The organism is Halorussus rarus (assembly GCF_003369835.1).
GTDB classification, from domain to species: Archaea; Halobacteriota; Halobacteria; order Halobacteriales; family Haladaptataceae; genus Halorussus; species Halorussus rarus.
Genome location: NZ_QPMJ01000003.1, coordinates 492,271 through 516,876, shown reverse-complemented (window position 1 = coordinate 516,876; position 24,606 = coordinate 492,271). Strand labels below are relative to the sequence as shown.

Below are 24,606 nucleotides of genomic sequence, written 5' to 3'. Positions count from 1 at the left end.
CCCGGTCCGCCCGGCCGCGGGCGCCGCCGAACTCGTCGGCCTCGAACCGCGCCGACGCGGTCGCGCCCGCGCCGGCCAGCTCCGCCTCCACGGTCGCGGCGTCGGCGACCGCGTCGGGCCGGAGCGCGACGACCAGCCGGGCGCCGGCGGGGAGGTCGACCCGGCGCTCGACCGGCCGGTCGAAGCAGTCGCCCCGGATCGTCAGCTCGTCGGTCACGGTCGCGTCGGTCCGGTTCTCGACGGTCGCGTCCACGAACCCGTCGGCGGTCGCGAGGTCGACCTCGCAACCGCGGTCGGGGAGCGCGGCCTCGACCTCGACCGCATCGTCGTCGGACCGGACCGAGACCGGCACCGCGGTCCCCGGCTCGTAGGGGACCTCCAGCGAGGCGGTGGCGGACTCGCCGGGCGCGAGTCGCCCCAGTCGCGCGTCGCCGGGCGACACCGAGACGTGGGTCGCGGGGGCGTCGCCCTCGTTCTCGACGGCGACCGCGAGTTCGGCCGCGCCGTCGGTCACCGCGTCGAGTTCGACCGCAGCCGCGAGCGACGCGCCGGGCGCGGCCTCGACCGGCAGCGACGTCGAGGCGAGGTGGTCGCCGTCGGCCGCGACCGCGAGCGCGGCGGTGTCGTCGGCACTGACCGCGTCGACCGACGCGGTGTGGGTCGCCGACTCGCCTGGCGCGAGGTCGACCTCCCAGTCGGCCCCCCGGAGCGAGACGCCCTCGCCGTCGACCCGGAGCGCGGCCGCAACCGGGCGGTCGCCGGCGTTCTCGACGGTCAGGTCGACGGTCTCGGTCGCTCCCGGGACGAGCCGGTCGGTCCCCACCGACGCGTCGAGCGCCGCGGTCGGGTCGGCGGTCGAGCGGTACACCGCGATGGTGCCGTCGGCGACAGCGCAGAAGAGGTCGCCGCCGCTGGTCGGGTAGACGTCGCCGCTCGGCAGGTCGGCGACCGGGACGTAGTCGCCGTCGGCGTCGAGCGACACCAGCCGCTCCTCGGCGGTGAACAGCAGCGTCTCCTCGCCGCGGTCGGGGAGCTCGGTGACCGCGAGCTCGCGCTCCCACCGCTGCTCGCCGGTCGTCAGGTCGACGCCGACCACCCGCTCGTCCTTGAGCGAGACCACGATGGTGTCGTCGACGATACCAGCCGACTCGATGGCGCCGTCGAGGTTCTCGTCGAACCGCTCGCTGCCGTCGAGGTTCCGGACCGCGAGGAACGACCACGCCACCAGGACGAACGCGCCGCCGCTCCCGAAGAAGCCGGGGTCGTCGGTCACGTCGGCGTGGGGCCGGTCGACTTCGAACTCCCGGCCGCCGGTCTCGCCGTCGAACCCCAGCAGCCGGTCGTCGTCGGTGACCACGCCCAGCACGTCGGCCTCGGGCAGCGCCGCGAGCTCCTCGGCCTCGGGGAGGTCGACCGACCAGACCCTGGTCCCCGCGGTCGAGAGCGCGGCCACGGTGCCGTCGACCAGCGCGTACACCCGGTTGCCGACCGCGAGGTCGGTTATCGGCGCGTCGAACTCCACGGTGATCCGGCCGTCGGTCGCCACGATCTCGACCGCGCCGGCGTCGGTGCCGAGCGCGACCCGGTCGGCGTCGGCGGCCGCGGCAGTGACCCGGCCGGCCTCGAACGACTCGGTCGGGGCGTACCCGCCCGCGGGACCGGGATCGCTCACGGCTCGGCCCCTCCGGAATCGCCGGCGGACTCGTCGGCGGCGGAGTCACTCCCGCCGCCCCGGCCGGTCGCCGACGCCAGCAGTTCGCCGAGCCCGCCGCGGCCGGTGCCGAGCGAGATGTCGTGCTCCGCGGCCTGCTCCTCGATGTAGCGCTGCATCTCCGGGTAGCCTTCCAGATCGTCTAACTGCTCGCGGACGCTGGAGACGTACTGGCGGACCGTCTTGGGTTCAGTGTCCTCGAGCCACGACAGCAGGTACTCGGTGTCGGGGGTGATCGGTTCGCGGTCGGGCCGGACCACGCTCTCGACGAACTCCCGCTGGAGGTCGCTGCCCAGCACGCGGTCGGCGACCTCCGCGGGGGTGTAGCCGACCGACTCCTCGCCCAGCCGCCGGAAGTCGATCTCGTCGGCGTCGGGCAGGTCCCGGAGGTTGACCTCCCAGACCTGAGCCATCACCTCGGCGTCGGGCTGGGGGATGAACTGCTGGATGGGGAACCGCCTGGTCGCGGCCGGGTCGATGGTGAACGGCATGTTGGTCGCGCCGATGACCAGCAGGTTGTCCTCGATGTCGTTCATCTCCTGGAGGAAGGCGTTGGTCAGCGACCGCTCGTGGCGCTGGAGGCTGTCGTCGCTCCGGTCGGGGATGAGCGTCTCGACCTCGTCGAAGAACAGCACCGCGAACCCGTCCTGGGCGACCCGGTGGGCCTGGTCGAACACCGCCTCGATGCGGCGCTCGGACTCGCCGGGGTACCGCGAGAGCACGTCGCCGCCCTTGACCTCGAGGAACTTCACGTCGCCGTACTCGTCCTCGATGTCGGTCTCGTTCTTGGCCTCGTGGGCGATGGCCTCCGAGACAAGGGTCTTCCCGCAACCGGGCGGGCCGTACAGCAGCATGCTCCCGCCCCGCGAGGCGAACCCCTCGCCGTAGCGGCGCTCGACCTCGCTCTGCTTCTGGGGGTCGAACATCGCCAGCATCGTCCGGGCGGTCCGCTTGACGGTGTCGAGGCCCGCGACGTCCTCCTCGAAGCTCTTGGTCGGCTTCTTCGGGGTGACGTCGATGTCGACGTCGTTCTCGCTGTCGCCGCCGGGGCCGCCCGGACCGGCGGGACCCGCCCCGTCGCCGGACCCGCCGCCGGCGCCGCCGGGACCATCCGGGGCGCGGTCCTCGACGTCCGACCGCGAGACGAACTCGATGTCGGTGTCGTCGGTCACGCGCAGGGTACGGTAGCCCGACGGCTCCATCGAGTACACCTGGACCGGGACGAGGTCGTCGCCGTTCGAGACGACCTCCTCCATGTTGTGGACGAGGTACTCGCTCTCGCGCATGAACTGCTCGATCTGCTCCTCGGGCGCGCCCCGGACCCGGAGCTCGACCGTCCGACAGACCTCGACGTCGCGCTTGCTCACCTTCGCGTCGACGTAGAACGGCGACGAGAAGTCGATGCCGCCGAACAGCGAGGCGACGTTGTCGTGGAACTTGACCTTGTTCCCGATGCCGCCGACGAAGTCCTCGACCGGCTTGGCGTAGAAGAACGCGTCGATGCCGCGGTGCTCCAGTCGGACGACGTCCGACGACTTGACCCTGCTCTCGCCGACCTTGACGTGCGAGGTCGGCTGGCTCTCGTTGGTTATCGGTTGTAGGTTCGTCTTGTTCATCCTTCCCTCCGGAACTGGTCGGCCGTCCACGCGACGAACTCCTCGGGACCGCCGGTGGCGGTCACGCTCCGCTCGGCGTACCGACCGTTGGCTGTCGTCTCGTCCAGTACCTCGCCGAGCGCGTCGAGGCGCTCGGTCACGGAGTCCCAGGCGTCGACCACCGGCGCGTCGGCGCCGTCCACGACCGCCCGGCCGTGGATCCGGCTGGCCTTCGCTTCGAGGTCGGCGACCGACTCGGCCAGGAACTCCAGCAGCGCCCACCAGTTGCTCCCCGCGGGGTCCCGGCCCAGCGGAACGACCAGCCGGGGGCCCCGGACCTCGACCCGGCCGGCCTCGCGGAGCCGGTCGAGCGTCGCCTCGCCGCCGTCGAGGCCGGCCGCGACCCGGTCGGGCGTCGGCCGCTCGCAGTCGGCGAGCACCCCGAGCAGACCGCGGAACTGGCCGGCGGCCGGGGCGGGGTCCCCGCCCGTCGGAAAGGGCGCGCTCGCCCGGAGCTGCTCGGCCACGTCGGTCAGCGTCTCGCGGACGACCGCGGCGTGGCTCCACGCGGCGGGGTCGTCGGCGAGCAGGGTCGACGCCAGCAGGTCGTCGAGCCGGCGGTCGACCGCGCGGGCGCTACCGAGGAGCGACTGGGCCTGCATGCTACACGGTGAACTCGCTGGCCCGGCCCTCCTGTGCCTCGGCCTCGTCGCCGAGGGTGTCGTCGAGCGCCGCCTCGATGTTCTGGGTGTCGCTGAGCACGTCGGTCACCGCGGCCTCGACGTCGTCCTCCGACATGCTCTCGGCCTCCTCCTCGATGCTGCCGACGCCCGCGAGGCTGGTCACCAGCTCGCCCATGTTCATCGCGATGTTGACCTCGCTCTCGGGGAACACCCGCTCCTTGAGGGCCCGGGTCCGGACCTGGCCCTGCTTCTGGTCGAGCACCTCGCGGGCGCCCTCGAGCTTCTGGATGATGTTGGCGATCTGGTCGACGCCCTGCTGGGCGGTCGAGACGTTCTGCTGGCCCGCCTCGTTGAGCTTCTTGTAGTAGATGAAGTCCTCGCGCAGGACGTCGTACTTCTGGCGGTCCTGCTCGGCGAGGTCGCTCCGGTCGGGGAACCCCGACCCGTCGCCCAGCGCCATCAGCTCCTGGGCCTTCTCCTTCATCAGCTCCTCGGTGCGCTGGGGCTCGGCGTCGACGTCCTCCATGTGCTTCTGGAGCTTCTCCTTGGCGCGCTCGAACCGGTTCATCGTCTCGTCGATCTTGTCGACGCAGGCCGCCATCGCTGCCGCCCAGTTGAGCACCATCTTTCCCGACACCTCGTTGGGGTCCTCGAGCAGCACCACGTCGTTGCCGTCGAGTTCGAGCACGTCGTTGGCGGCGAAGTAGTCGACGAGCGCCTCGGCCTCGGCCTCGCCGGAGACCAGCGGGTCGCCGTCGTCGGTGGCCTCGGCCAGGTTCTCGACCGCCTGGCGTCGCGAGAGGGTGCCGGTGCCCTCGGTCAGCTCCATCCCGCCGGTCAGGTCGTTGCGGATGATGGCGCCGATGGGCTTCTCCCACTCGCCCGCGATGTCGTCCTCGGTGTCGAACCATCCGGCCTCCATGCGGACGGCTTCGTCTGTCTGGCTGACTGGCTCGGCGACGACGTACGTGCCGTCGCCCATCTCGGTCTCGGTGAAGTTGCGGTATTTCTTCGTCATCGTTGTCGGTTTCCTGGTGTTTACTGTGCGGCGGTGCGGTCGCGGTCAGGAGTCGGAGGGCTCGACCCGGAACTCCTCGGTGACCCGTTCGTCGAACCGCTCGCGGATCGCGTCCCTGGCGTACTCGTTGGCCTGCTGTGCGGTGCCGACGTGGACCTCCTCGACCAGCGGGTGGCCGACCTCGCGGAAGTCCGACTCGGTGGCGAGGCGCTCGCCGCTCTCGGTGACCTCCCGGTGGATCTCCTCGGCGCGCCGGTCGACGTACGACTCGAACGCCTCGGTCTGGCGGACCACCGGTCCGTCGGCGTCGAGGCCCAGCTCGTCGGTCAGGGCCTTCTCGGTCGCGTCGAGGATGTCGCCCCGGACCGCGCGGGCCTGGGCCAGTACGTCCGAGCGCTCGTCGATCTCGTTCTCGACCACCTGGCCGAACTCCGGCTCGGGCAGGACGTAGCCGGAGTTCTCGAACTCGGTCTCGACGTCGTCGGCGATGCGGTCGGCGAGGTACTCGCCGAACCGGGGGATGGCGCTCTCGACCAGGTACTCGCCGTCGAGGTCGATCACGAACTCCTCGGCCTCGAGGTACCGGATGACGTCCGCGGTCGCCGACACGTTGATGACCTTCTCGAGCTGGTCGTGGGCGAGCTTGCCGTAGGTCGCCTTCTCGCGGAGCCTGGCGTCGACCCCGGCCTCTCCGGCCTGCTCCTTGAGCCGCGAGCCGATGGTGTAGTAGTCCCGCTCCCCGGTGGCGATCCGTCGGACCAGGTTCCGGTCGGCCAGTTCGTCGGCGAAGAAGTCGATGTCGTCGATGGCGAGGTCGAACCGCGACCGGAGCTCCTCGCTGGTGACCACGAGCTGCTGGCGGAACAGCGTGGTGAGCTCGGTGGCGACCCCCTCGTCGTCGCCCGTCCCGAAGGGGTCGTAGTAGTAGACGCCCGTGCGGAGCCGCTGGAGCTCGGAGTACTCGTCGGCGACGACGTCGTCCATCGCCTTCTTGATCTCCGTCTGGGACAGCGAACTCGCCTTCAGCGGACTCTTGTCGGCGCTCTCGTACTGTGACCGTATCTCGTCGTTGACGCGGTCGACGTACAGGAACCCGTAGTTCCGTAGCGCGACCGACGTACAGATGTCCGCGAGAAGGTCGGTGTCGGTGGGGCGCAGTGGCATCGATTTTCCCACCTCGTTCCTCCATACTAAAGTTTGCGACGTGTTCGCAGGACTTCGCTGTCGTCGCCGGTTCCTGCGGGCGGAATTTCGCGGTCGCAGTCGCCTCGATTCGCGGAAACGTCCCCGGGCCCCCGATTCGGACGAACGGGCGCTGCGACGCGCGAGCGCTCAGCCGGCGACGGCCGTCGCCGTCCACCCGCCGAGCGCGACCGCGAGCAAAGCGCCGACCAGGTGGACCGCGGCGTTGCCGACCGCCACCCGCGTCGCGCCGTCCTCGTGCAGCTCGACGGTCTCGACGGCGAAGCTCGAGAACGTCGTGAACGCCCCGCAGAAGCCGGTGCCGAGCGCGGTCAGCAGCGCCGAGCCGTCGGCGAGCCCGACCGTGAGCGCGCCGAGCGCGAAGCTCCCGAGGACGTTCACCGCGAGGGTGTCCCGGCGGCGGCCGGGCAGCCACGCGCCGACCGCGAACCGCGAGAGCGCGCCGAGGACCCCGCCCGCGCCGACCAGCAGGTACGGTGTCACCGTGCCACCTCCGGGGCGACGACCGAGCGGACCGCGGCGTGGCCGACGAGCACGGCCGCGAACCCGAGCGCGTAGTTCGCGGCGGCGTTGGCGACCGCCAGCGGCGGCGCCAGCGCGGCCGTCTGGACCGCGAAGGTGCTGTAGGTCGTGAACGACGAGAGGAAGCCGGTTCCCAGCACGAGGCGGGTCCGGGCGCCGAGCTGCCCCGTCAGTCGGGCCTCGTAGAGCAGGACCCCGAGCGCGAAGCTCCCCGCGACGTTGACCGCGAGGGTGCCCCACGGGAAACCGCCGGGGAGCGCGACCGCCGCGGCGTGCCGGAGGGCCGCGCCGGCGAAGCCGCCGACCGCGACGAGCAGGGCGGGCTCCAGGCGTTCGAGGGCGCGGTCCGGGGTCGACGGACCGTCCGACCCTCGCCCTGCTTCACTTCCGCTTGCGTCCTCGCTTCCGCCGACCGCGTTCGCGGCCGGCGACTCGACGTTCTCCTCCGACATTCGATACTCGACTCCGACCAGCGCGGCGACCGGGAAACTGGTTTCGAAGCGCCGTCAGCGGTCGGCTGCGGTCGGGCCGGTGCGCTCGTGCGCGCTCGGACTGCCCCCGCCGTGGGGCGTCTGGCGCTCCCGGACGCTGACCGCGTGGACGCTCTCGGTCGCGTCGTCGACGAGCAGCACCTCGCCGGGCGCGTCGGGCAGCCGGTCCTCGAACGACCCGAGGTAGGTGGGCCGGGCGGCCGCCAGGGCGTCGAGGTCCGCCCGCGAGGTGAGCCGGTGGGCCAGCAGGAGGTCGGCCTGCGACACCGCGACCGGCGGGAGCGCGCTGGGCCGCTGGGTCGCCGCGACGAGGCTCAGGCCGGGCTGGCGGCCGCGCGTGAGCGCCCGCCGGAGCGCGGGCGCCGCGACGTTCCGCGTCGTCGCGGACCCGACCGAACCGCGGCCGGCCCCGGCCGCGAAGAAGGCGTGAGCCTCGTCGAGCAGCAGCCACGGGAGCCGGGGCGGTCGCCCGTCGACGCAGTGGTCGTAGAGGCCCGCGGCGACCGCCCGCAGGACGGCGTTCGCCGGGCCGGGGTCGAGTCCCGAGAGGTCGAGCACCGTGCCGGCGCTCGTCCCGGCGTCGACCGGCGACGCCAGCAGGTCCGCGGCGGTCGGGGCGTCGGGCGCGAAGACGCCCCACGACTCGGCGAGCGCGAGGTGGTTGTCGGCCGCCCGGCGGGTCGCTCGGTCGGCTTTGGTGTCGGCGTCGGCGACGAACTCGCGCATCCCGGCGAGGGTCGAGCGGGCGGCCGCGGCCTGCCAGACCAGCGCGCCCGCCGGGTCGTCGGCCGCCAGCCCGAGCAGGTCGCACCACGCCCGCGGCGCGAGCGCGTCGGCCCCGACACGGGGGGCGTCGACGACCCGAGTACCGAGACAGCCGAGCGACGAGAAGACGCCCATCGGGTCGGCGACGACCGGCGCGACCCCCTCGGCGCGGGCGAGTTCCTCGGCGAGGACGCCGAGCGTGTAGGACTTGCCGTAACCGCGCTTGCCGACGACCAGGCCGGCGTGAGGCGCGTCGAGGTCGACGCGGACCCGCGCGCCGGCGCTCCCGTCGCGGGCGCGGTACGCGCCGAGATGTGCGGACGGCGGCGTTCCGCGAGCGGCGTCGGGGTCTGCGTTCGCGGTGTCGTCGGGGGTGGCGCGGCGGCCGAGGACGTGAGGCATGGCCGGGGTTCGTTCCGCTCTCGCTCATAAATCCTCGCGTGAAGGTTCAAATAGGGGAACGGGACGAACCATCCTCATGCGAACCAGACTCCGGCGCTTCGCGTCCGACTCCCGCGCGATTGAGGGGCTTCCCATCCGACTCGTCATCGCGCTCGTGGTCGGTGTCGCCAGCCTCGGCGTCATGATGAACATGCTGTCGGGTATCGGCGGGCTGACCGTCACGGAACTCGACGCGAGACCGTCCCCCGACGTAGTCGGTCCCGGCCAGCAGGAGGTCGACGTCACGGTGGTCGACCCGGAGGGCAACCCCGTCGAGGGCGCGACGGTCGTCATCACGGGCGACACGGCCACACTCGGCAACGTCGAGACCGCGACCACCGACGAGAACGGCGAGATCACGGTCACAATCGACCCCGACCTCGGCCCGAACCAGCGCCAGGGCACGCTGGCGATCGACATCAAGCCGCCCGCCGGCAGCGACTACGCCGACGAGCGCGAGAACACCGCGATACTGGTCGTCCGGGAGTGATGGTCGTGACCGGCCATCGGGGCGCTCACCGAGGTCGGCTGCCGTCGCCGTCCCAGTCGATCCAGTCCTGCTCCCACCCGGTCCGGCGCTCGCGGGCGCGCTCGGCCCGCTCGCGGTCCTCGCGGACGGTCCGGTTGCGCTCGATGGAGCCGGCCTCCTCGCCCTCCACGAGCAGCGGCGCGAACGCGACGGTGCCGAGCGGTCGGCCCTTCTGGTCGCCGACCTCGTCGCCTCCGACCACCGTCAGCGACTGGTCGCCGACGCCGAGCGGGATGACCATCCGGCCGTCGGTGTCGAGCTGTCGCAGGAGCGGTCGCGGCGGGTCGGCGGCCGCGGCCTCCACGAGGATGCGGTCGAACGGAGCGTACTCCGGGAGCCCCTCCGCGCCGTCGCGGCAGTCCACGAACACGCCGTCGTAGCCCGCCTCGGCGAGGTTCTGCCGGGCGTCCCACACCACCCGTCGGGTGATGTCGACCGCGTGAACGTTTCGCTCGCCGACGATCTCGGCGAGGACCGCGGCGGTGTAGCCCACGCCCGCCCCGACGACCAGCACCGAGTCGCCGGCGTCGGCGTCGAGCGCCTCCAGCAGCCGGGCGGCGGTGCTGGGCGCGAGGGCGCGGGTCCCGCGGTGCTCGAACGACCGGTCGGCGTACGCGAGTCGGTCGTCGTCGACGAACTCGTGGCGCGGCACGGCGCGCATCGCGGCGCTGACGCTCTCGCTAGACACGACACCCTTCGCGGAGTGTTCGAGGCTGTCGACCATGTCGTCGCGCAACACCGCGAGTTCCATACGACCCCCGTGGTCACGAGAGAACTTCAATCACCCGGCCGCCGTCCGGCGATGACCTGGTCGCCCGTACCCGGGACGTCCCGAACTTCGACGTCGGCGAACCCGGCCGCGTCGAGCCAGTCGGCGAACTGGGCCTCGGTGTAGGTGTCGCCGGCCTCGGTCTGGGCGAGCATGTGTGCGGCGAAGAGGGCCGCATCCTCGGCCCGGCCCCGCACCTTGTCGGTGAGAACGACCGCGCCGCCGGGGTCGAGGGCGTCGTAGGCGTTGGCGAGGAACTGCCGGTTGGCGTCGGGGCTCAGGGTGTGGGCCACTCGCGAGCCGAACACGATGTCGAAGCCGTCCTCGGGGAGCCCCTCGGTGACGTCGCCCGCGACCAGTTCGATGGGTTCGTGTTCGAGGAACCGTCGGTCGACGTCGATGACGTCGGGGCGGTCGACGAGCGTCACGTCGAGTCCGCGGCGGACGAACTCCTTGGCGAAGACGCCCGGCCCGCCGCCGGCGTCGAGCACGCGCTCGGCGTCGGGATTGCGGTGGACCGCCGCGGTGACGCTCGCCCGGACCGTGGCGTCGTCGACGCTCGCCATCGCACCCATGAAGTTGGCGGTCCGGTCCTCGGAGACCGCCTCGGCGTCAGGCGGGCTCCCGGTCCGCATCGTCTCGGGGAGCGCGAGCCACCGGTCGACGCAGTCGAGCGCGTGGGGCGTCGACCCGATGGAGCGCACGTCGGCCTTGGCGACGAACCCGAGCGCCCGGTTCGTGATCTCGTACTGGACGTCGATTCCGTCAGAATCGTCAGTTCCGCCGGGCTCCTCGTCGCCGACGGCCTCCAGGTAGCCGAGCTCGGCCATCGCCTCCAGGGTGATGCGGGCGGCCCGTTCGGTGACGTCCGCCGACGCGGCCACCTCGGCTGGCGTCCCGGCGTCGGTCGCGACCGCCTCCAGGACGCCGGACTCGCGGGCGGCCCACAGGAGCAGCGCTTCGCGGTAGTCCATACCGGCGCGACGCGGGCCCGGGGCTTAGTCCCCCGGCATCCGGGGCAATCAGTCCCCCTGCATCGGGACGAACCGCACCCGGCCGCGGGGTTCGCGGTCGAGCGACCCGTCGGCGCGCCGGCGGGCGAAGACGAGCCGCTGGCCGGCCGCAGGTCCCCGGGTGGAGCCGAGCGGGGCGAGCAGTCGGCCCTCGGGGCGGACCTGCTCGACCACCGCGGAGGGGAAGTCCGAGGGCGCGGCGGTCAGGTAGGCGGCGTCGTAGGGCGCGTGGTCGTCCCACCCCTCGCGGCCGTCGCCGACCCTGACGGAGACGTCGCCGTAGCCGAGTCGGTCGAGTCGGTCGCGAGCCTCGCGGGCCAGCGACTCGTGGAACTCGACGCTGTGGACGTTCGACGGTCCGACCGCCTCGGCGGTGACCGCGGCGTGGTAGCCGCAGCCGGTGCCGATCTCTAGGACCGACTCGCCGGCGTCGAGGTCGAGCATGTCGACCATCGACGCGACCATGTGTGGCGCGCTGATGGTCTGGTCGTTCCCGATGGGCAGCGGTCGGTCGGCGTAGGCGCTGTCGCGGCGCCCGGGCGGCACGAACTCGTGGCGCGGCACCGCCCGCATCGCGTCGAGCGTCGACGCCGCGAAGTCGTCGCGGTCGGTCAGTGCGTCGACCATCCGCTCGCGGGCGCGTCGGTAATCGGCGTCCTGGTTGTGGCCGGTCGCGTTCCGGTCGCTGTCGTCCCCTCCCCCGAACATGCTACGTCACCACGCCGACCACGCCGACGACGTCTCGTCGTCGCCGTAGAGTCGTTTGACGTCCTTCGCGACCGCGGTATCGCCCTCCTCGCCGAGCGGATTGAAGTCGTAGCCGTGGGCGTCGTCCCGGAGCGCGATGGACTTGACGGTGAACTCCTCGTCACCGAACTCGTAGGTCTCGCCCACCACGAACTCGTCGTCGCCCGGCACCGATATCTTGAGGCTCCGGGAGTCGTCGCGCCGGCCGTCGGTGGGGTTGATCGTGACGTTGACCCGGACGTTGTCGACCGCGCGGGTCCAGAACGTCTCGACGTCCTCGACCTCGGCCTGTTCGACGCGCTTCTCGTCGCCCAGCTGGAGGTCGGTGATGCGCACGACCATGATGGCCTCGGGCGTCTCGAGGACGAACTCCTCGCCGACCGCGACCGTCTCCTCGGGCGGGGCCTCGACGGTCGCGGTGAACGACTCGCCGTCCTGGGAGACCACCACGTCGCGCTCGACGTCCTCGTCGGTCTCGATGGTCGTCTTGTGGACGTGACTGCACTCGGTGCAGCGCACGGTCGACTGCCCGGACCCGTCCTTGAGCACCTCGTGGACCGTTTCCACGTCGGGCGAACAGGAGGGGCAGGTGACCGCGACGCGCTCGGCTGTCTCGCTCATATGGGGTCGTCTACGTAGCCCGGGCGTAAAAGCGCGTGGAGTCGGGCGCCGGCCGGTCGGCGGCCGGGACCGGGGACGCGCGGCGAGCGCGCTGCGGAGGCTCGTACTGGACGGGGAAGAACATACTGCGGAAGAAGACCTGACGACCCGTTGGACGACCGGGCGCGAATCGAGGAGCAGAACCGGGCGCGGAGACCGACTCCCGAGAGCGCGGCGATCGACGGACCCGACTACTGGACGTCGATGTCGGCGGAGTCCTCGGACTTCTCGAACGCGACCTCGAGGACGCCGTTGTTGTACGTCGCCCTGGCGGAGTGCTCGTCGACCTGGGCGGGCAGCCGGACCCGCTCGTCGTACTCGCGGTGGTCGCTGGCCGCGCCGATGGTCAGCATCTCGCCGTCGCACTTGAGGTCGATGTCGGCCTTCTCGACGCCGGGGAGGTCGGCGATGACCCGGACCTCGTCGTCGGCCTCGTGGATGTCGACGTGGGTCTCGCTGCCGAACCCGGTCTGGCCGCCGCTCCCGCCGCGCTCGACGCGCATGTCGAAGTCGTCGCCCATCATCTCGTTCATCATGCGCTCGATCTCCCGGAAGAGGTCGTCGAAGGGGTCGTCGCGGTCGTCTCGTCGCATGCGCGAGAGTACGGCGCTTGCAAGCAAAAGCCTTTGGCACTCGGGGCGGGTCGCCGGTTCCGCCCGGAGTCGACCGGGAATTGCGGCGCGCGCGGCGGCACACACCCGCGCCTTCGGCGTCCCCGCCAGGGTCCCGAACGGACATGGATACACCGCGACGACCGGTTTTCCTTTGCGGAAGTAGCTATTCTCTGAATGCCTTTTTGGGGAGAAAGTATATGTCCGTAGAGACGAAAGCAACGGACGGAGGTCCCGAGATGCCCATCACGCAGTAGTCCCGTCGACTCGGTATCGTCCCCGCAAATCGATTCGAGAATCCTTTTTCCGGACCGGGCTCGTCTCTAGATGCCCATCCCGAGCGCCTCGTTCGTCGTCTCGACGCTCTCCTCGGCGTCGGCCGACCCCGTGACCGCGCGGATCGCGTCGACGTTCTCGGGCACGACGTCGCTCTCCTGGTGGATGGCCTGGAAGAGGTAGAGGTCGGTTCCGGCGGTTTCACCGCCTCCACTCCGTTGGCTCGAAGAGCCAACGCTATCCTCCGTCGTGATCGACTCGCCCCAGACGCAGTTCTCCCAGATGTCGCCCCGCGGACGGCCGACGTCCTGGGCGTACTCCTTGAGCTTGCCGGCGCCGTCGATGTCGAAGTGCTCGGGGATGACGAACAGCCGCGACTCGCCTTCGAGCAGGTCGCGCACCTCGTCGGCGTCGGGATCCGACTCGAGCGTGACGTTGACGCTGTGCATGTGCATCAGCGTCGCGGGCACCTTCAGGCCGAGGGTGTCGATGGCCAGGTCGGGGAAGATAGTCTGGACGTCCGGTCCGTGGTGGGAGGGGAGGCTGACCGGGTTCGGCAGGATGTCGTTGATGGGGCCCCGGCCGGTCTGGGCGGGGTCGCCGCCGCGACGGACCAGCGTGGCCCGGACCTTCTCGACGCCGTACTCCTCGCGGAGCGGCGCGACGAGCCGCGAGAGTCCCGTGGTGTTGCAGGAGACCACGCGGACGTGGTCGGCCCCCACGGCGTCCGAGAAGTTCGACCGGGCGTTGAAGCTGGTGTCGACGAACTCCGCCGACTCGCCGCCCTGGTAGAGCGCGGGCGTGTCGTACTCCTCGTACATCGCCGAGTTCTGCTCGCCGATGCCCGAGGGGCAGGCGTCGACCACCACGTCGCTCTCCTCGACGAGTTCCTCGACCATGCCGGCGAGTTCGATGCCGGCGTCGTCGAACAGCTCAACGCGGTCCTCGACCGCGGCGTAGAGGGGGTAGCCGTTCTCGACGGCGCGCTCGGCCTCGAAGTTGGGCCGCGTCTTGGCGACGCCGACGACCTCCATGTCCGGTTGGGCGCGGACAGCGTCCGCGACGCGCTTGCCGATGGTCCCGTAGCCGTTGATGGCGACCCGTAGCATGTACGTGGATTTCCGGCGGCGAGCCGCATAATGGTTTCGAGGAACGGCGTCGAGAATTGAACTACAGGCCGAGTAAGGATTCGCTTTCGAGCGCTTCGCCGGGGCCGTAGAGCCGCCGGTCAACGAACCGGCTCCGAGGCTTCTGTCGCGTCGCCCGGGACGAAGAGACAAGACCTAACCCCGCGCCGGACCACCTGCCGACCATGAGCCTCCGCGACGCGGCCGAGACCGCCATCGGGCAGTGTCTCGCGCTGGAGCCGACCGAGTCGTGCTGCATCGTCACCGACGACAAGCGCCAGCCCATCGGGGAGGCGCTCTACGAGGTGGCCAGCCAGGTCACCGACGACACCACAATCGTGCGATTCCCGCCGGGGACCCAGCACGGCGCAGAGCCGCCCGAACCGGTCGCTGCCGCGATGGCCGGAAGCGACGTGTTCCTCGCGCCGACGACCAAGAGCCTGAGCCACACCCGGGCCCGGGGGAAGGCCAACGAGGCCGGCGCCCGCGGCGCGACCCTCCCGGGCATCACCGAGGAGGTGTTCACCACCGGGCTGGAGGCCGACTACGACGCCATCGCGACCCACTGCGAGGACGTGCTGGCGCAGGTCGCCGACGCCGAGCAGGTCCGGGTCACCTCGCCGCAGGGCACCGACATCACCTTCGAGCCGGGCGACCGGGAGTGGCTCGACGACACCGGCATCGTCCACGAGGCCGGCGGGTTCTCGAACCTCCCCGCGGGCGAGGTGTTCGTCAGCCCCGAGGACGCGAACGGTACCTACGTCGTCGACGGGACGATGATGCCCCACGGCCTGCTCGACGACGGGCAGACCCTGGAGTTCGACGTCGAAGACGGGCAGGTCACCCGCATCTCCGACGACGACATCCGCCGGCAGGTCGAGGACGCCGCCGACGAGGTCGGCGACGCCGCCTACAACCTCGCGGAACTCGGCATCGGGACCAACGTCGCGGTGACCGACCTGGTCGGCTCTGTCCTGCTCGACGAGAAGGCGGCCGGCACGGTCCATATCGCCATCGGCGACGACGCGGGCATCGGCGGCGACACCGACGCGCCCGTCCACCTCGACGGCATCCTCCGCGAGCCGACGGTCTACGCCGACGGGGAGGTCGTGGACCTCCCATGAATCGAGCGGTGAAACCGCGAGACGGGGAGGAAGTCGACTTGCCTCGGCCCTGAGACCGATCGCGGACTGAACAACGATGGAGCGCGAGATCCACGGTCACCGCGTCCGGGGCGTCGACGTCGATTCCGAGACGCGCTGTGCCCACTACGACACCGACCGCGACGTGGTGGCGCTGCGGTTCGCCTGCTGCGAGGCGTACTACCCCTGTTTCCGATGCCACGAGGCGACCGCGGACCACGAGGCCGAGCGCCTGCCGATGGAGAGTTCGGCGTCGGCGGTGCTGTGCGGGGTCTGCGGCGCGGAGCTGACCGCGCGCGAGTTCGTCGACGGTGCCCACGAGTGTCCGGACTGCGGCGCTGCGTTCAATCCCGGCTGTGCCGACCACTACGAGCAGTACTTCGTGTTCGAGGAGTAGTCATCGCGTCGTGAGCGACTACGACGTGCCCGCCGTCTCTCGAATCAGATCGGCCAGCCGGTCGTAGAACCCCGGGTCGTACTTGGTCTCGGCGTCGACGGTGGGGCGGGCGTTGGTCTCGTTGACCACCGCGCGGTCGCCCGAGACCAGGATGTCGACGCCGAGGAAGTCGATGCCGAGAGCCTCGGCCGTGCGCTCGGCCAGGTCCCGGAGGTCCGCGGAGAGGTCGACGCCGGTGGCCTCGGCGCCGCGGTGGACGTTGTGCTTCCAGCGCCGGCTGTCGGCGGCGTCCGGAATCCTGCGCTCGACGCCGCCGACGCACTCGCCGTCGACCACCATCGCCCGGTAGTCGGTCGCGCCGGCGACGAACTCCTGGACGAGGAACGACTTGTCGCCGGTCGCGCGGTAGTCGTGGACCAGGTCGAGGTAGTCGGTCACGCCGAGGAACGAGTCGGCGTCGCCGACCTTCGCCACGCCGACGCCGCGGGTCGTGGAGTTGGGCTTGACGACGACCGGCGGATCGAACCGATCGAAAGCGTCGAGCAGGTCGGTCTCGTCGGCGGGGTTCGAGACCACGACGGTCTCGGGCACCGCCAGTCCGGCACGCTCCAGGCGGGCGACGACGCCGGCCTTGTTCCGCGACGCGAGGACCGCCTCGCGGTCGTTGACCCACGGCACGTCGAGCAGCGCGTCGACGACCCCGCCCTCCATCGCGCGCGAGGGGAAGACGAAGCCCGCGTCGAACTCGTCGGGCGACCACGGCGGGTCCGACAGCGGGATGGTGCGGCTATCGGAGGGGACGTGGTGGACCGCGATTCCGCGCTCGGCGAGGGGGTCGCGCATGCGCTCGAACGTCTCCTCTCGGTAGGCGACCGCGAGGTCCAGCATACGCGCTCGGTAGGAGGCCGGGAGTAAAAAGGTGCGCTCCGCGCCGCGTCGGGCGCCGACGAGCCCGTGGCTGGCGAGCGACGGGAGCGACGACAGAAAGCGGAGATCCGGTCTACGCGACGAGGAGCTTCTCGCCCTTCTCGACCTTGATGCGGCACGGCGGCGAGATCTTGTTGTAGGCGCGCCGGAGCGCGTCCTTCACGACGGGGGCGTCCTCGGGCCGGCACCACGCGGTGAAGATGCGGTCGTTGCGCGGGATGCGGGCGGCCGTGCCGACGACCTTGCCGAACGCCTGGCGCATCCCGTCGGAGACGCGGTCCGCGCCCGCGCCGGTCGCCTGCTTGTTCTCCCGGATGACGTGGTGGGGGAACTTCCGGAGGATCATCTTGTAGTTCTCCTGGCCGAGCTCCTTGAGCAGGTGGCGGTTGGCCGACAGGCGGGAGGCCTCCAGCGAGCCGTGGCGGAGCTGGCACTCCTCCTCGGTGACGAGGCTGATCTGGACGGGGTAGTCGTCCTGGTCGCTCTCGAGGTTGCCCATCTCGTGCTGTGCGATCTTCGAACCGGGGATGCCGGTGATGTACTCGCGTCGGGTGTACGCCGGCTTGCTGATCTCCCGGTACATCGAGGCAGGTTTGTCCGACATAGTTATTACTGGAGTCTGAGGGTCACGCGGCGGATAAACCCTTCGATGCGCGGTAGGGCGATTCCGCGGCGTCCGAGGCCGAGACCCCCGGGAACGGCTGGCACGGTTCCCGCGTCAGTCCTCCGTCGCGAGCGCCGCCAGGCCGGGCGGAAGCCTGTCGGCCAGTCGCTCGCCGGCGTCGACGAGACGCTTCCGGAGGAGGGCGTAGACGGTCGACACGCCCAGCAGCGCGAGGACCGCCTGCTGGAGCGGTTCGGCGTAGAGCACGCCGGGCGCCGCGAACGCCGCGGCCGCCAGCAGGTCCTCGGGCGCGCCGTCGTAGCGGATCCACCGCCGCGGGGCTATCCACCGGCCGTTGAAGTGGTCGTAGACCGCCTCCTCGGAGGTGGCCTCCCAGGGCCGGAGTTCGAGGCCGCCCCCGAGCGCGTCGCCGGCGGAGTGGAGCGCCGCCGATGCGAGGAAGACCGCGACGGCGACCGTGACCGCGGTCGGCGCGACCGCCGCGAGCGCGAGCGCCGCGACCGCCGCCAGCGAGTAGCACACCGGGAAGTGGAGGTCCTTGCGGTGGTCGCCCGCGAGGTCGAGGTCGGGGAACAGACCGCCGATCCCGCCCGCCGCGACGGCCACCGTGGCGTACTCGGGGGCGACGACCAGCGCGACCGCTCCGAGCGCCATCCCGAACAGGGCGTGGGTCGTCGCCATCATCGTGATCGTGGGTAGGCGCCGCGGGTATTCAAACCTGTTGCTGAGTAAAGGACGGAATATCCGCCCGCTCAGGGGCGGAACGCGACGAGCGTGAGCGCCGCCAGAACGCCGCCCTCGACGAACCCGGCGCCGTGGGCGAAGACGTTGGTGAACGTGCCGTGGTCGACGGGGTCGGCCGGGAAGAGCCCGTACACCAGCCAGACCAGCAGCGCGAGCACGAGGCCGACGTACAGCAGGTCGAGGCCGACCTGCCGGAAGTGGGCGTCGCCGTACGTCCGGCCGCGGGTCCGCGAGGCGATGCCCGACACCGCCAGCGCGAGGCCGCCGGTGACGGCCGCGCCCTCGAGGACGGTGACGCGGGCGGCGTAGATCCAGAGCAGTTCCCCGAACAGGAGCAGGACCGCGAACTGGCCGACGAAGAAGACTGTCTCCCGGGAGTAGGTCCGCCGGAGCTGGACCGCCACCGCGGCCAGCAGGAAGCCGCCGAAGCCCGCGACCACGCCCGAGAACCCCCGCGAGACCGGGGTTGCGGCGGGGAACCGCGCTTCGAGGAGGACGTAGCTCGTGAGGTTGACCGCGACCGGTAGCACCACCAGGAACGCCGGGAAGGTCCGGCGGAACCACGCCCGGCGGTCGGCGTGGAGGCAGACGAGATAGGTGACCACCGACAGCGAGACGTAGCCGCCGAGGTTGCTGAGCAGGTGGCCGGCGCCGGCGTGGACGTACGCCGCGGTGAGCAGGGTGTGCGGGTCGAAGGCGGCGTGGTCGAACGCGAGGCCGTCGCGGACCGCCGCGGGCAGCGCCTGGACCGCGACGAGGACGACCCCGACCGCCGCGATGGCCGCGAGGTCGGCCGCGACCGCCGACCGGGGGTAGCCGAACGCCTCGGACTCGGCCGACGGGTCGAGTCTCGCTGCGGCGTCACTCATCCGGAGTGCAATTCGACCGCGACCACCAAAAGCCTCCCCCCGGCCGTTCCCCGCAAGACCGGGGGCTACCAGAACGACTAATGAAATCACTACCCCAGGAACGGTATGGTCGAAGTCAGCCAGAACCGGAGCGACACGTTCGACATCGGCGGCGACCTGACCGTCCACCGACTCGCGTACGGCGCGATGCGGCTGACCGGCGAGGACATCATCGGCCGCCCCGACGACGAGGACGAGGCCCGCGAGGTCCTGCGGCGGGCGGTCGAGATGGACGTCGACTTCGTCGACACCGCCGACTCCTACGGGCCGGGGGTCAGCGAGCGCATCATCGGGGAGGCGCTCGAGTCCGACGACGCGGTCGTGGCCACGAAGGCCGGCTTCCTCCGGAACCGGTCGGGCGACTGGATCCCCCACGGCGGCCCCGACTACTTCCGGAACCAGGTGCTCACAAGCATCGACCGGCTCGGCGTTGACAGCATCGACCTCTACCAGCTGCACAACACCGACGTCGACGCCTCGTTCGAGGAAGCGGTCCAGGCGTTCGGCGAACTCAAGGACGACGGGCTGGTCGACCACGTCGGCCTGAGCAACGTCAGCGTCGACCAGCTCGAGACGGCCCGCGACATGGTGGACGTGGCGACGGTCCAGAACCAGTACAACGTCGGCGACCGCGAGCACGAGGACGTGCTCGAGGCGTGCGAGGACGCCGGTATCGGCTTCATCGCCTACTTCCCCATCGGCGGGGGCGATCTCGGCGAGAAGGAATCGGTGCTGGAGGACGTCGCGGCGAACCGCGACGCCACGCCCCGGCAGGTCGCGCTGGCGTGGCTGCTCGAGCACTCGCCGGTCACCGTCCCGATTCCGGGCACCTCCAGCGTCGACCACCTCGAGCAGAACGTCGCGGCCTCGGCGGTCGAGCTCTCCGACGAGGAGATGAAGCGCCTCGACGAGTAGCCTAGTTCCCGCCGGCCGACCGCCGGAACACGAGGGGGTCGCGGGTCTGGAGCCAGACGCTCCCGTCGCCGGTGAACCGGGTCACGAACCCCTCGCCGCCGAGCAGCGTGGACTTTATCGAGCCGTCGCGCTCTCGGGAGACGTCGAGGCCGTCGGTCCACGCGACGAGGTGGTCCTCGTCGACCACGAGCGGGTCGTCGGAAGCGACCTCGCGGGAGACCACGGCGCCGTAGGCCGAGAGGAACGCGGTGCCCTCGCCCGCCATCGCGAGGACGGTCAGTTCGCCCGACGAGAAGAAGTTGCCGGCCTCGTTGGCGGCGGTCGACTTCTCGACGTCCGGGGTCCACGCGAGCGTCGACCCCGACTGGACCTTGATGCGGCCCGTCTCAGCCAGGTCGATGGGCGTGACGTCGCCGGGCGCGTCGGGCGCGAGCAGCACCTGGGCGCCGTCGGCGGTCGCCCGGAAGGCGTTGGCTGTCATCTCGCGCTCGTCGGAGATCGCCCGCGAGAGCATGCCGGTCACGCCCTCGCCGCCCGCGACCTCGGTGTCGGTTTCGACCGCGTCGGTCCGGCTCACCATCGCACCGGGCTCGGCGTCGATTCGCTCGCCGTCGTCGAGCGTGACTTCGAGGATGGCGCTGCTGGGTCGCTTGCGGATGTTGAACTCCATGGGGAATCTCGTGTGCCCCAGCACATAAATGTAAGTAAATCTATCAGTATCGGGTCGTCGGCCATCGGTGTCCGTCTCGCGACACCCGTTGCGACGAGGCAGTCGCTACCGGGGCGATAAATGGAAAAACTGATCGTTGCAGAAGTTCGACCGACTACAGCCGCTGGACGTTGGTCGCTCGCGGACCCTTGTCAGCCTGCTCGATGTCGAACTCGATTTCCTGTCCCTCTTCGAGGTCCGGGCCGCCAACGTCCTCCATGTGGAAGAAAACGTCCTCGTCCGCGTCCTCAGTCTCGATAAAGCCGTAACCGCCGGTGTCGTTGAAGAAGTCGACCGTTCCTTTCGCCATTGCGTCCGAACGGAGTAGCGGCGCACGGATAAGGCTTCCGAGAGAGCCGGTGACACGGCCGAGCCGTCGGAGCTCGGTCGCCGGGTCAGTAGAGCAGGCTCGCGACCGAGTCGGCGTACTCCTCGGGCAGGCGGTCGGCGATTGCGTCCGGGTCGGTCTCGCCGTCGTCGTTCACGAGGTACGTCCGGCCCGGGACGTCGCCGTAGACGCGCTGGAAGTCGTAGACGAACCCGTAGACCGAGGCCGACGCCGGCAGCGCGTCGGCCTCCCGGAGGAACGCGACCTGCCGGTGGACGTTGTACTCCACCAGCTGGTTCACGACCGCGTCGGCGTCCGCGTCGGCGTCGACCGCCTCGTCGTCGAGCCCCGCCTCGACCACCGGCACGAGGCTCCGGACCCACTTCTCGATGCCGGGGTAGTCCCCGCTCTCGTCCGCGGTGACCGCCCGGTAGGCCGCGGTGACCGCCCCGCAGCCGGTGTGGCCGACGACCGCGACCGTTTCGGTGCCCGTGTGGGCGAGCGGGTAGAGCAGGTTGCCGTTCACTACGCGCTCGCCATCGTACTCGTCCCAGACCTGGTTGCCGATGTTGCTCGGGGTGAACAGCCGGCCCGGCTCCGCGACGGTCCACATCCCCTCCTGGGAGACCCGGGAGTCCGAACAGCAGATGGAGACGACCTCCGGTCGCTGTTCGTCCTGCACGGCGTCGAAGTGGTCCGCCGCGAGCGATTCGACGTGTTCGCGGTTCCCCTCCAGCAGGTCGAGGAGCGTCTGGCTCGCCATGTGCGAAACAGCGTCGCCGGGCGTAATATGTGTCCCGAAGGGAGCCGAGGGACACGCCGGCACCTCACGCGGCGTGCGGGACGACCTCGTCGAGCAGGTACTGGAGGAAGTCGGCGGTGTCGAAGTCGCTCGGCCGGTACACCTCGACGTAGCCGCTCTCGGCCGCGGTCATCTTGAGCGACCGGTCGCCGTACGAGCAGTCGAGCCCGAGCTGGTTGAGCGACGCGCCGTCGAGGATGTCGGCGAGCCGGTCGTCGTCGAGCAGGTCCGAGCCGTGGACCACGCCGTTCTCGCAGTTGCCGGCGCCGTCGTAGAAGCCCGCCCGCCACGGCTCGGCGTCGGACTGGGCGTCGAGGAAGGCGTCGAGGTCGAGGCTGGCGCGTTCGATGTCGGCGGCCGTGTCGTGGCTCACCAGGTCGAACGCGAAGGTGCCCTTCCCGCTGCCCGCGACCACGAACTCGCCGGGGACGCCGACGAGGTCGGTGACGCGGGTCTCGGTCTCCGGCGTCTCCTCGACCCTGACCTCGCCGGAGTCGAGTTCGGTCGTCGTCCGTTCGACCACGCGCTCGACCGCCGCCCGACCCTCGAACGCGATCTGGCCGGAGGGGAGCGAGAACACCCGCCGGACGTCCAGCACGCGTTCGAGTTCCCTGCCGTCGCGCTCGACGGTGTCGGAGAACGAGTCGACGACCTCGAAGTCGTCCCGGACGATGCCGAGTACCCCTGCTTTCATGCGAGAGCGGTTCACAGAGGCGGTAGTTAATTTGTTCGACTTCGGAGGCGACGGGAAGCGAACGACGTCGGGCCCGCGTTCGTGGACAGATGCGACGGCCTGTCGGGGCTCGTCGTGCGGGTCAGTCGTCGGAGTACGCCTGCTCGAACGGTCGGGGCGGCAGCAGGAGGTCGTCGAGTTCGGGCATGTGCTTGACGTTGTAGACGACCTCCAGCTCGTCGGTGATGGGCATCCCGTTGCACGACAGCCGGATGCCCTGTTCCATCAGCTCCTCCGAGAGGACGTGGCTGGCTGGCATCGACAGCTCCCCGTCGCGCAGCAGGATGGCGCAGTTGGCGCACGCCCCGCCGCGGCAGGCGAACGGCCACGCGAAGCCCCGGTCCTCGGCGGCCTCGAGCAGCGACTCGCCGGGCTGGACGCGGAACTCCCCGTAGTCCTCCTCGCCGAGGTCCGCGGCGGCCGCCTTCTCGAAGAGGTCCGCGTCGTCGGTCTCCCACCCGAAGTCCGAGAGCACGTCGTAGTTGAGGTACGTGACCTGCGAGGAGACCCGCCGGTCGCGGGGTTCGGCGCCGGCGTCGCCGGCGTCGTCCCGGTCGTCGCCGACGGTCCCCCGATCGGCGGCCCGGGTCCGGTCGGCCGCCTGGCGGTCGACCTCGTCGCCGCCGGCCGCGGCGCCGTTCTCCTCGTAGCCCGCCTGGATCTTCTTGTAGGCGGCCCTGACCGCCTGGAACTCCTCCACCGAGCCGCCCTGGTCCGGGTGGGCCTCCTTCACCCGCTCCCGGTACGCCTGCTCGACCTCCTCGTCGTCGGCGTCGGCGTCGATGAGTAACACGTCGAACGGGGACTCCATCACCCCTTGCTAGCGAAATCCGAAGTATAAACCTTCGCTTGAACTTGAGATGGCCAGCTTCCGGCGGGAAGCGGGGAGGTCATCGAACGATTGTACCTTGGTAGCACTTTGACTGCAACCCACTACAAAACTGGAAACGGAGGGCCCTGTCCGCAGTCGAAGACCGTGCAGGATACCGCGGCGAGCGAAGCGAGCCGCGGTTTCACCGGACGCTCCCTTCGGTCGCGTCCGGGGGTTTTCCCCAAGTTTTTACGAGGAGTGGTTCCCGCAGCGAGCGTAGTCGTTCGAAAATCGGAGATTTTCGTGATGACGAGAGAGCGGAGCTCTCTCGAACCATGAGCGAGGAGACCCGACGACGTAAAAAGTGGTATGCCGCCTCCTCGATTTAAACAGGTGCCAGACGGTCCTGCTCGTTCCCTTCGGTCACTGCGCAGGCCTGCGACTGGCGTGTTCAAATCGCGTCGGACGCATCATCGCCGACGACAGCTCGCTCGCTACGCTCGCTCATTTGTCGTCGGCAGAACGAGTGCCGCCTCCCCGATTTGAACGGGGGACAGCTCGATCTTCAGTCGAGTGCTCTCCCAGTCTGAGCTAAGGCGGCGCACTCGCAACGAGGCACATGATAGAGAAAAGCGTTTCGAAACACCACCAGGGAAGCGGGACAACGCCTTTGGGCCGCGCCAGCGTACCCCACGTCATGGGCGACCCGGCCTGCTATCTCGAGTTCTGTCCCGAGTGCGACGCGCAGGTGACCATCGTGGACGACGAGTGCCCCGATTGCGGGGCCGACATCGAGTGACGAGTCGGAGCGGACCGTCGAGCGAAGCGGACGGTCAGGCCACTTTCCGGCGTTCCGAGAACCGCGCAGTTCCGCCCTCGGACCGGACGACGGTGACGATGGTGACGTAGCCGTCGTTGGCGCTGATGGCGAGGCCGCCCGAGAACCCCACGTCCACGCGCCGGGTCGAGGTGTGGGACTCGCCGGGGCCGAGCCGGCCGACCGTCTCGTTGCCCGCCCACAGCAGATCGTCGTCGGCGTACATCTTGGTGGTGACCTCCACCTCCTCGCGGACCGCCCCGCCGGAGTTGTCGAGTCGCGCAGTCACGTCCCGACAGGTGCTCCCGCAGTCCTCGATCGACTGGATGGTGAACGCGTAGCCCGAGTCGGAAGGCGTCGCGGTCGCATCACTGGCGCTGTCGCCGCTGGCGGTATCGGTCGGCGAGCCTCCGCTCCCGGTTGTCGTCGTGGTCGTCGAATCGCCTGCGGGAGCGTCGGGCGTCCCGCCGAGGCCGTCGTCGCCGGCGAGCAGTACTCCGCCGGCGGCGAGGCTGAACAGGAGGACGACGGCGACGACTGCCCCTCGGTTCACTACACCACCCCCGATCGCGCGTGCCAACGCATGG

28 protein-coding genes and 1 tRNA gene are annotated in these 24,606 nt (G+C 70.6%); 4 read left to right on the top strand and 25 right to left on the bottom strand.

Features of this window, described 5'->3' with window-relative positions:
- The 8 genes from DVR07_RS18675 to DVR07_RS18640 all read right to left on the bottom strand — a co-directional run.
- Positions 1–1,672 (bottom strand): outer membrane protein assembly factor BamB family protein (locus DVR07_RS18675; protein WP_162829627.1); only part of this gene is annotated, 1,672 nt, incomplete at its 3' end.
- Positions 1,669–3,327 (bottom strand): ATP-binding protein, encoded by a 1,659-nt coding sequence (locus tag DVR07_RS18670; RefSeq protein WP_115798810.1) that lies wholly within the window; start codon positions 3,325–3,327, stop codon positions 1,669–1,671. The genes DVR07_RS18670 and DVR07_RS18675, both read right to left, overlap by 4 nt.
- Entirely contained in the window at positions 3,324–3,968 is a 645-nt protein-coding gene (locus DVR07_RS18665) for a hypothetical protein (protein ID WP_115798809.1), read from the bottom strand. Before DVR07_RS18665 ends, DVR07_RS18670 begins: the two co-directional genes overlap by 4 nt.
- A 1-nt stretch (position 3,969) precedes the next feature.
- A complete protein-coding gene (locus DVR07_RS18660) occupies positions 3,970–5,007 on the bottom strand; it encodes a hypothetical protein (protein WP_115798808.1) in 1,038 nt (345 codons plus the stop codon).
- Positions 5,008–5,052: 45 nt separating this feature from the next.
- Complete coding sequence (locus tag DVR07_RS18655; protein WP_115798807.1) at positions 5,053–6,171, bottom strand: hypothetical protein; 1,119 nt, start codon at positions 6,169–6,171, stop codon at positions 5,053–5,055.
- Between the two features lie 168 nt (positions 6,172–6,339).
- Positions 6,340–6,693 (bottom strand): fluoride efflux transporter FluC, encoded by a 354-nt coding sequence (locus DVR07_RS18650; protein WP_115798806.1) that lies wholly within the window; start codon positions 6,691–6,693, stop codon positions 6,340–6,342.
- Positions 6,690–7,184: a CrcB family protein gene (locus tag DVR07_RS18645; RefSeq protein ID WP_115798805.1), complete on the bottom strand. Its 495-nt coding sequence runs from the start codon at positions 7,182–7,184 to the stop codon at positions 6,690–6,692. The genes DVR07_RS18650 and DVR07_RS18645 overlap by 4 nt, the downstream gene beginning before the upstream one ends.
- A 54-nt stretch (positions 7,185–7,238) precedes the next feature.
- Positions 7,239–8,390 (bottom strand): ATP-binding protein, encoded by a 1,152-nt coding sequence (locus DVR07_RS18640; RefSeq protein ID WP_115798804.1) that lies wholly within the window; start codon positions 8,388–8,390, stop codon positions 7,239–7,241.
- Positions 8,391–8,466: 76 nt separating this feature from the next.
- Here DVR07_RS18640 and DVR07_RS18635 point away from each other — a divergent pair, with 76 nt between their 5' ends.
- Complete coding sequence (locus DVR07_RS18635) at positions 8,467–8,919, top strand: DUF7382 domain-containing protein (protein ID WP_115798803.1); 453 nt, start codon at positions 8,467–8,469, stop codon at positions 8,917–8,919.
- Between the two features lie 25 nt (positions 8,920–8,944).
- On the opposite strand, the gene DVR07_RS18630 is transcribed toward DVR07_RS18635, so the two are convergent.
- The 6 genes from DVR07_RS18630 to DVR07_RS18605 all read right to left on the bottom strand — a co-directional run bounded on the left by DVR07_RS18630 (position 8,945) and on the right by DVR07_RS18605 (position 14,143).
- A complete protein-coding gene (locus tag DVR07_RS18630; RefSeq protein ID WP_115798802.1) occupies positions 8,945–9,709 on the bottom strand; it encodes a protein-L-isoaspartate O-methyltransferase family protein in 765 nt (254 codons plus the stop codon).
- Between the two features lie 26 nt (positions 9,710–9,735).
- Positions 9,736–10,701 carry a methyltransferase gene (locus tag DVR07_RS18625; protein ID WP_115798801.1) on the bottom strand — a complete coding sequence of 322 codons (966 nt, stop codon included), beginning with the start codon at positions 10,699–10,701 and terminating at the stop codon, positions 9,736–9,738.
- Positions 10,702–10,749: 48 nt separating this feature from the next.
- Positions 10,750–11,448, bottom strand: coding sequence for a protein-L-isoaspartate(D-aspartate) O-methyltransferase (locus DVR07_RS18620; RefSeq protein WP_115798800.1), 699 nt, complete (start codon positions 11,446–11,448; stop codon positions 10,750–10,752).
- A gap of 6 nt (positions 11,449–11,454) precedes the next feature.
- Complete coding sequence (locus DVR07_RS18615; protein WP_115798799.1) at positions 11,455–12,108, bottom strand: HVO_0476 family zinc finger protein; 654 nt, start codon at positions 12,106–12,108, stop codon at positions 11,455–11,457.
- A 230-nt stretch (positions 12,109–12,338) separates the two neighbouring features.
- Positions 12,339–12,740: an Hsp20/alpha crystallin family protein gene (locus tag DVR07_RS18610; RefSeq protein WP_115798798.1), complete on the bottom strand. Its 402-nt coding sequence runs from the start codon at positions 12,738–12,740 to the stop codon at positions 12,339–12,341.
- 341 nt (positions 12,741–13,081) lie between these two features.
- On the bottom strand, positions 13,082–14,143 hold the full coding sequence (locus DVR07_RS18605) for a type II glyceraldehyde-3-phosphate dehydrogenase (protein ID WP_115798797.1): 1,062 nt from the start codon (positions 14,141–14,143) through the stop codon (positions 13,082–13,084).
- 203 nt (positions 14,144–14,346) lie between these two features.
- Here DVR07_RS18605 and DVR07_RS18600 point away from each other — a divergent pair, with 203 nt between their 5' ends.
- Positions 14,347–15,285 carry an aminopeptidase gene (locus tag DVR07_RS18600; protein ID WP_115798796.1) on the top strand — a complete coding sequence of 313 codons (939 nt, stop codon included), beginning with the start codon at positions 14,347–14,349 and terminating at the stop codon, positions 15,283–15,285.
- 76 nt (positions 15,286–15,361) lie between these two features.
- Positions 15,362–15,700, top strand: coding sequence for a CHY zinc finger protein (locus tag DVR07_RS18595; protein WP_115798795.1), 339 nt, complete (start codon positions 15,362–15,364; stop codon positions 15,698–15,700).
- Between the two features lie 18 nt (positions 15,701–15,718).
- On the opposite strand, the gene DVR07_RS18590 is transcribed toward DVR07_RS18595, so the two are convergent.
- From DVR07_RS18590 to DVR07_RS18575, 4 genes are all read right to left on the bottom strand, one after another.
- Positions 15,719–16,588 carry an ATP-grasp domain-containing protein gene (locus tag DVR07_RS18590; protein WP_115798794.1) on the bottom strand — a complete coding sequence of 290 codons (870 nt, stop codon included), beginning with the start codon at positions 16,586–16,588 and terminating at the stop codon, positions 15,719–15,721.
- Positions 16,589–16,700: 112 nt separating this feature from the next.
- On the bottom strand, positions 16,701–17,231 hold the full coding sequence (locus tag DVR07_RS18585) for a 50S ribosomal protein L16 (RefSeq protein ID WP_115798793.1): 531 nt from the start codon (positions 17,229–17,231) through the stop codon (positions 16,701–16,703).
- Positions 17,232–17,345: 114 nt separating this feature from the next.
- Positions 17,346–17,936 carry a metal-dependent hydrolase gene (locus tag DVR07_RS18580; protein WP_240147614.1) on the bottom strand — a complete coding sequence of 197 codons (591 nt, stop codon included), beginning with the start codon at positions 17,934–17,936 and terminating at the stop codon, positions 17,346–17,348.
- A gap of 68 nt (positions 17,937–18,004) precedes the next feature.
- Positions 18,005–18,865, bottom strand: a complete 861-nt coding sequence (locus DVR07_RS18575) for a hypothetical protein (RefSeq protein ID WP_115798792.1) — start codon at positions 18,863–18,865, stop codon at positions 18,005–18,007.
- Between the two features lie 105 nt (positions 18,866–18,970).
- Between DVR07_RS18575 and DVR07_RS18570 the strand changes: the two genes are divergently transcribed.
- Positions 18,971–19,819, top strand: a complete 849-nt coding sequence (locus tag DVR07_RS18570) for an aldo/keto reductase (RefSeq protein WP_115798791.1) — start codon at positions 18,971–18,973, stop codon at positions 19,817–19,819.
- A gap of 1 nt (position 19,820) precedes the next feature.
- Here DVR07_RS18570 and DVR07_RS18565 read toward each other — a convergent pair whose 3' ends face one another.
- The 7 genes from DVR07_RS18565 to DVR07_RS18535 form a co-directional block, all read right to left on the bottom strand.
- Entirely contained in the window at positions 19,821–20,489 is a 669-nt protein-coding gene (locus DVR07_RS18565; RefSeq protein WP_115798790.1) for a TIGR00266 family protein, read from the bottom strand.
- Between the two features lie 154 nt (positions 20,490–20,643).
- On the bottom strand, positions 20,644–20,838 hold the full coding sequence (locus tag DVR07_RS18560; protein WP_115798789.1) for a cold-shock protein: 195 nt from the start codon (positions 20,836–20,838) through the stop codon (positions 20,644–20,646).
- Positions 20,839–20,923: 85 nt separating this feature from the next.
- The gene (locus tag DVR07_RS18555) at positions 20,924–21,619 is read right to left on the bottom strand and encodes a carbonic anhydrase (protein ID WP_115798788.1); all 696 of its coding nucleotides are present in this window, start codon (positions 21,617–21,619) and stop codon (positions 20,924–20,926) included.
- Between the two features lie 64 nt (positions 21,620–21,683).
- On the bottom strand, positions 21,684–22,352 hold the full coding sequence (locus DVR07_RS18550) for a hypothetical protein (RefSeq protein WP_115798787.1): 669 nt from the start codon (positions 22,350–22,352) through the stop codon (positions 21,684–21,686).
- Positions 22,353–22,473: 121 nt separating this feature from the next.
- Entirely contained in the window at positions 22,474–23,202 is a 729-nt protein-coding gene (gene fer, locus DVR07_RS18545; RefSeq protein ID WP_115798786.1) for a ferredoxin Fer, read from the bottom strand.
- 527 nt (positions 23,203–23,729) lie between these two features.
- A tRNA-Phe gene (locus tag DVR07_RS18540) sits at positions 23,730–23,803 on the bottom strand.
- Positions 23,804–24,035: 232 nt separating this feature from the next.
- On the bottom strand, positions 24,036–24,572 hold the full coding sequence (locus DVR07_RS18535; RefSeq protein ID WP_115798785.1) for a hypothetical protein: 537 nt from the start codon (positions 24,570–24,572) through the stop codon (positions 24,036–24,038).
- Positions 24,573–24,606: the final 34 nt, after the last annotated feature.

What these genes read in the sequence shown, in the direction of transcription:
- DVR07_RS18670 (WP_115798810.1), bottom strand. Translation starts at nt 3,327, where the DNA reads ATGAACAAGACGAACCTACAACCGATAACCAACGAGAGCCAGCCGACC.
- DVR07_RS18665 (WP_115798809.1), bottom strand. Translation starts at nt 3,968, where the DNA reads ATGCAGGCCCAGTCGCTCCTCGGTAGCGCCCGCGCGGTCGACCGCCGG.
- DVR07_RS18660 (WP_115798808.1), bottom strand. Translation starts at nt 5,007, where the DNA reads ATGACGAAGAAATACCGCAACTTCACCGAGACCGAGATGGGCGACGGC.
- DVR07_RS18655 (WP_115798807.1), bottom strand. Translation starts at nt 6,171, where the DNA reads ATGCCACTGCGCCCCACCGACACCGACCTTCTCGCGGACATCTGTACG.
- DVR07_RS18645 (WP_115798805.1), bottom strand. Translation starts at nt 7,184, where the DNA reads ATGTCGGAGGAGAACGTCGAGTCGCCGGCCGCGAACGCGGTCGGCGGA.
- DVR07_RS18640 (WP_115798804.1), bottom strand. Translation starts at nt 8,390, where the DNA reads ATGCCTCACGTCCTCGGCCGCCGCGCCACCCCCGACGACACCGCGAAC.
- DVR07_RS18635 (WP_115798803.1), top strand. Translation starts at nt 8,467, where the DNA reads ATGCGAACCAGACTCCGGCGCTTCGCGTCCGACTCCCGCGCGATTGAG.
- DVR07_RS18630 (WP_115798802.1), bottom strand. Translation starts at nt 9,709, where the DNA reads ATGGAACTCGCGGTGTTGCGCGACGACATGGTCGACAGCCTCGAACAC.
- DVR07_RS18625 (WP_115798801.1), bottom strand. Translation starts at nt 10,701, where the DNA reads ATGGACTACCGCGAAGCGCTGCTCCTGTGGGCCGCCCGCGAGTCCGGC.
- DVR07_RS18620 (WP_115798800.1), bottom strand. Translation starts at nt 11,448, where the DNA reads ATGTTCGGGGGAGGGGACGACAGCGACCGGAACGCGACCGGCCACAAC.
- DVR07_RS18615 (WP_115798799.1), bottom strand. Translation starts at nt 12,108, where the DNA reads ATGAGCGAGACAGCCGAGCGCGTCGCGGTCACCTGCCCCTCCTGTTCG.
- DVR07_RS18610 (WP_115798798.1), bottom strand. Translation starts at nt 12,740, where the DNA reads ATGCGACGAGACGACCGCGACGACCCCTTCGACGACCTCTTCCGGGAG.
- DVR07_RS18605 (WP_115798797.1), bottom strand. Translation starts at nt 14,143, where the DNA reads ATGCTACGGGTCGCCATCAACGGCTACGGGACCATCGGCAAGCGCGTC.
- DVR07_RS18600 (WP_115798796.1), top strand. Translation starts at nt 14,347, where the DNA reads ATGAGCCTCCGCGACGCGGCCGAGACCGCCATCGGGCAGTGTCTCGCG.
- DVR07_RS18595 (WP_115798795.1), top strand. Translation starts at nt 15,362, where the DNA reads ATGGAGCGCGAGATCCACGGTCACCGCGTCCGGGGCGTCGACGTCGAT.
- DVR07_RS18590 (WP_115798794.1), bottom strand. Translation starts at nt 16,588, where the DNA reads ATGCTGGACCTCGCGGTCGCCTACCGAGAGGAGACGTTCGAGCGCATG.
- DVR07_RS18585 (WP_115798793.1), bottom strand. Translation starts at nt 17,231, where the DNA reads ATGTCGGACAAACCTGCCTCGATGTACCGGGAGATCAGCAAGCCGGCG.
- DVR07_RS18580 (WP_240147614.1), bottom strand. Translation starts at nt 17,936, where the DNA reads ATGATGGCGACGACCCACGCCCTGTTCGGGATGGCGCTCGGAGCGGTC.
- DVR07_RS18575 (WP_115798792.1), bottom strand. Translation starts at nt 18,865, where the DNA reads ATGAGTGACGCCGCAGCGAGACTCGACCCGTCGGCCGAGTCCGAGGCG.
- DVR07_RS18570 (WP_115798791.1), top strand. Translation starts at nt 18,971, where the DNA reads ATGGTCGAAGTCAGCCAGAACCGGAGCGACACGTTCGACATCGGCGGC.
- DVR07_RS18565 (WP_115798790.1), bottom strand. Translation starts at nt 20,489, where the DNA reads ATGGAGTTCAACATCCGCAAGCGACCCAGCAGCGCCATCCTCGAAGTC.
- DVR07_RS18560 (WP_115798789.1), bottom strand. Translation starts at nt 20,838, where the DNA reads ATGGCGAAAGGAACGGTCGACTTCTTCAACGACACCGGCGGTTACGGC.
- DVR07_RS18555 (WP_115798788.1), bottom strand. Translation starts at nt 21,619, where the DNA reads ATGGCGAGCCAGACGCTCCTCGACCTGCTGGAGGGGAACCGCGAACAC.
- DVR07_RS18550 (WP_115798787.1), bottom strand. Translation starts at nt 22,352, where the DNA reads ATGAAAGCAGGGGTACTCGGCATCGTCCGGGACGACTTCGAGGTCGTC.
- fer (WP_115798786.1), bottom strand. Translation starts at nt 23,202, where the DNA reads ATGGAGTCCCCGTTCGACGTGTTACTCATCGACGCCGACGCCGACGAC.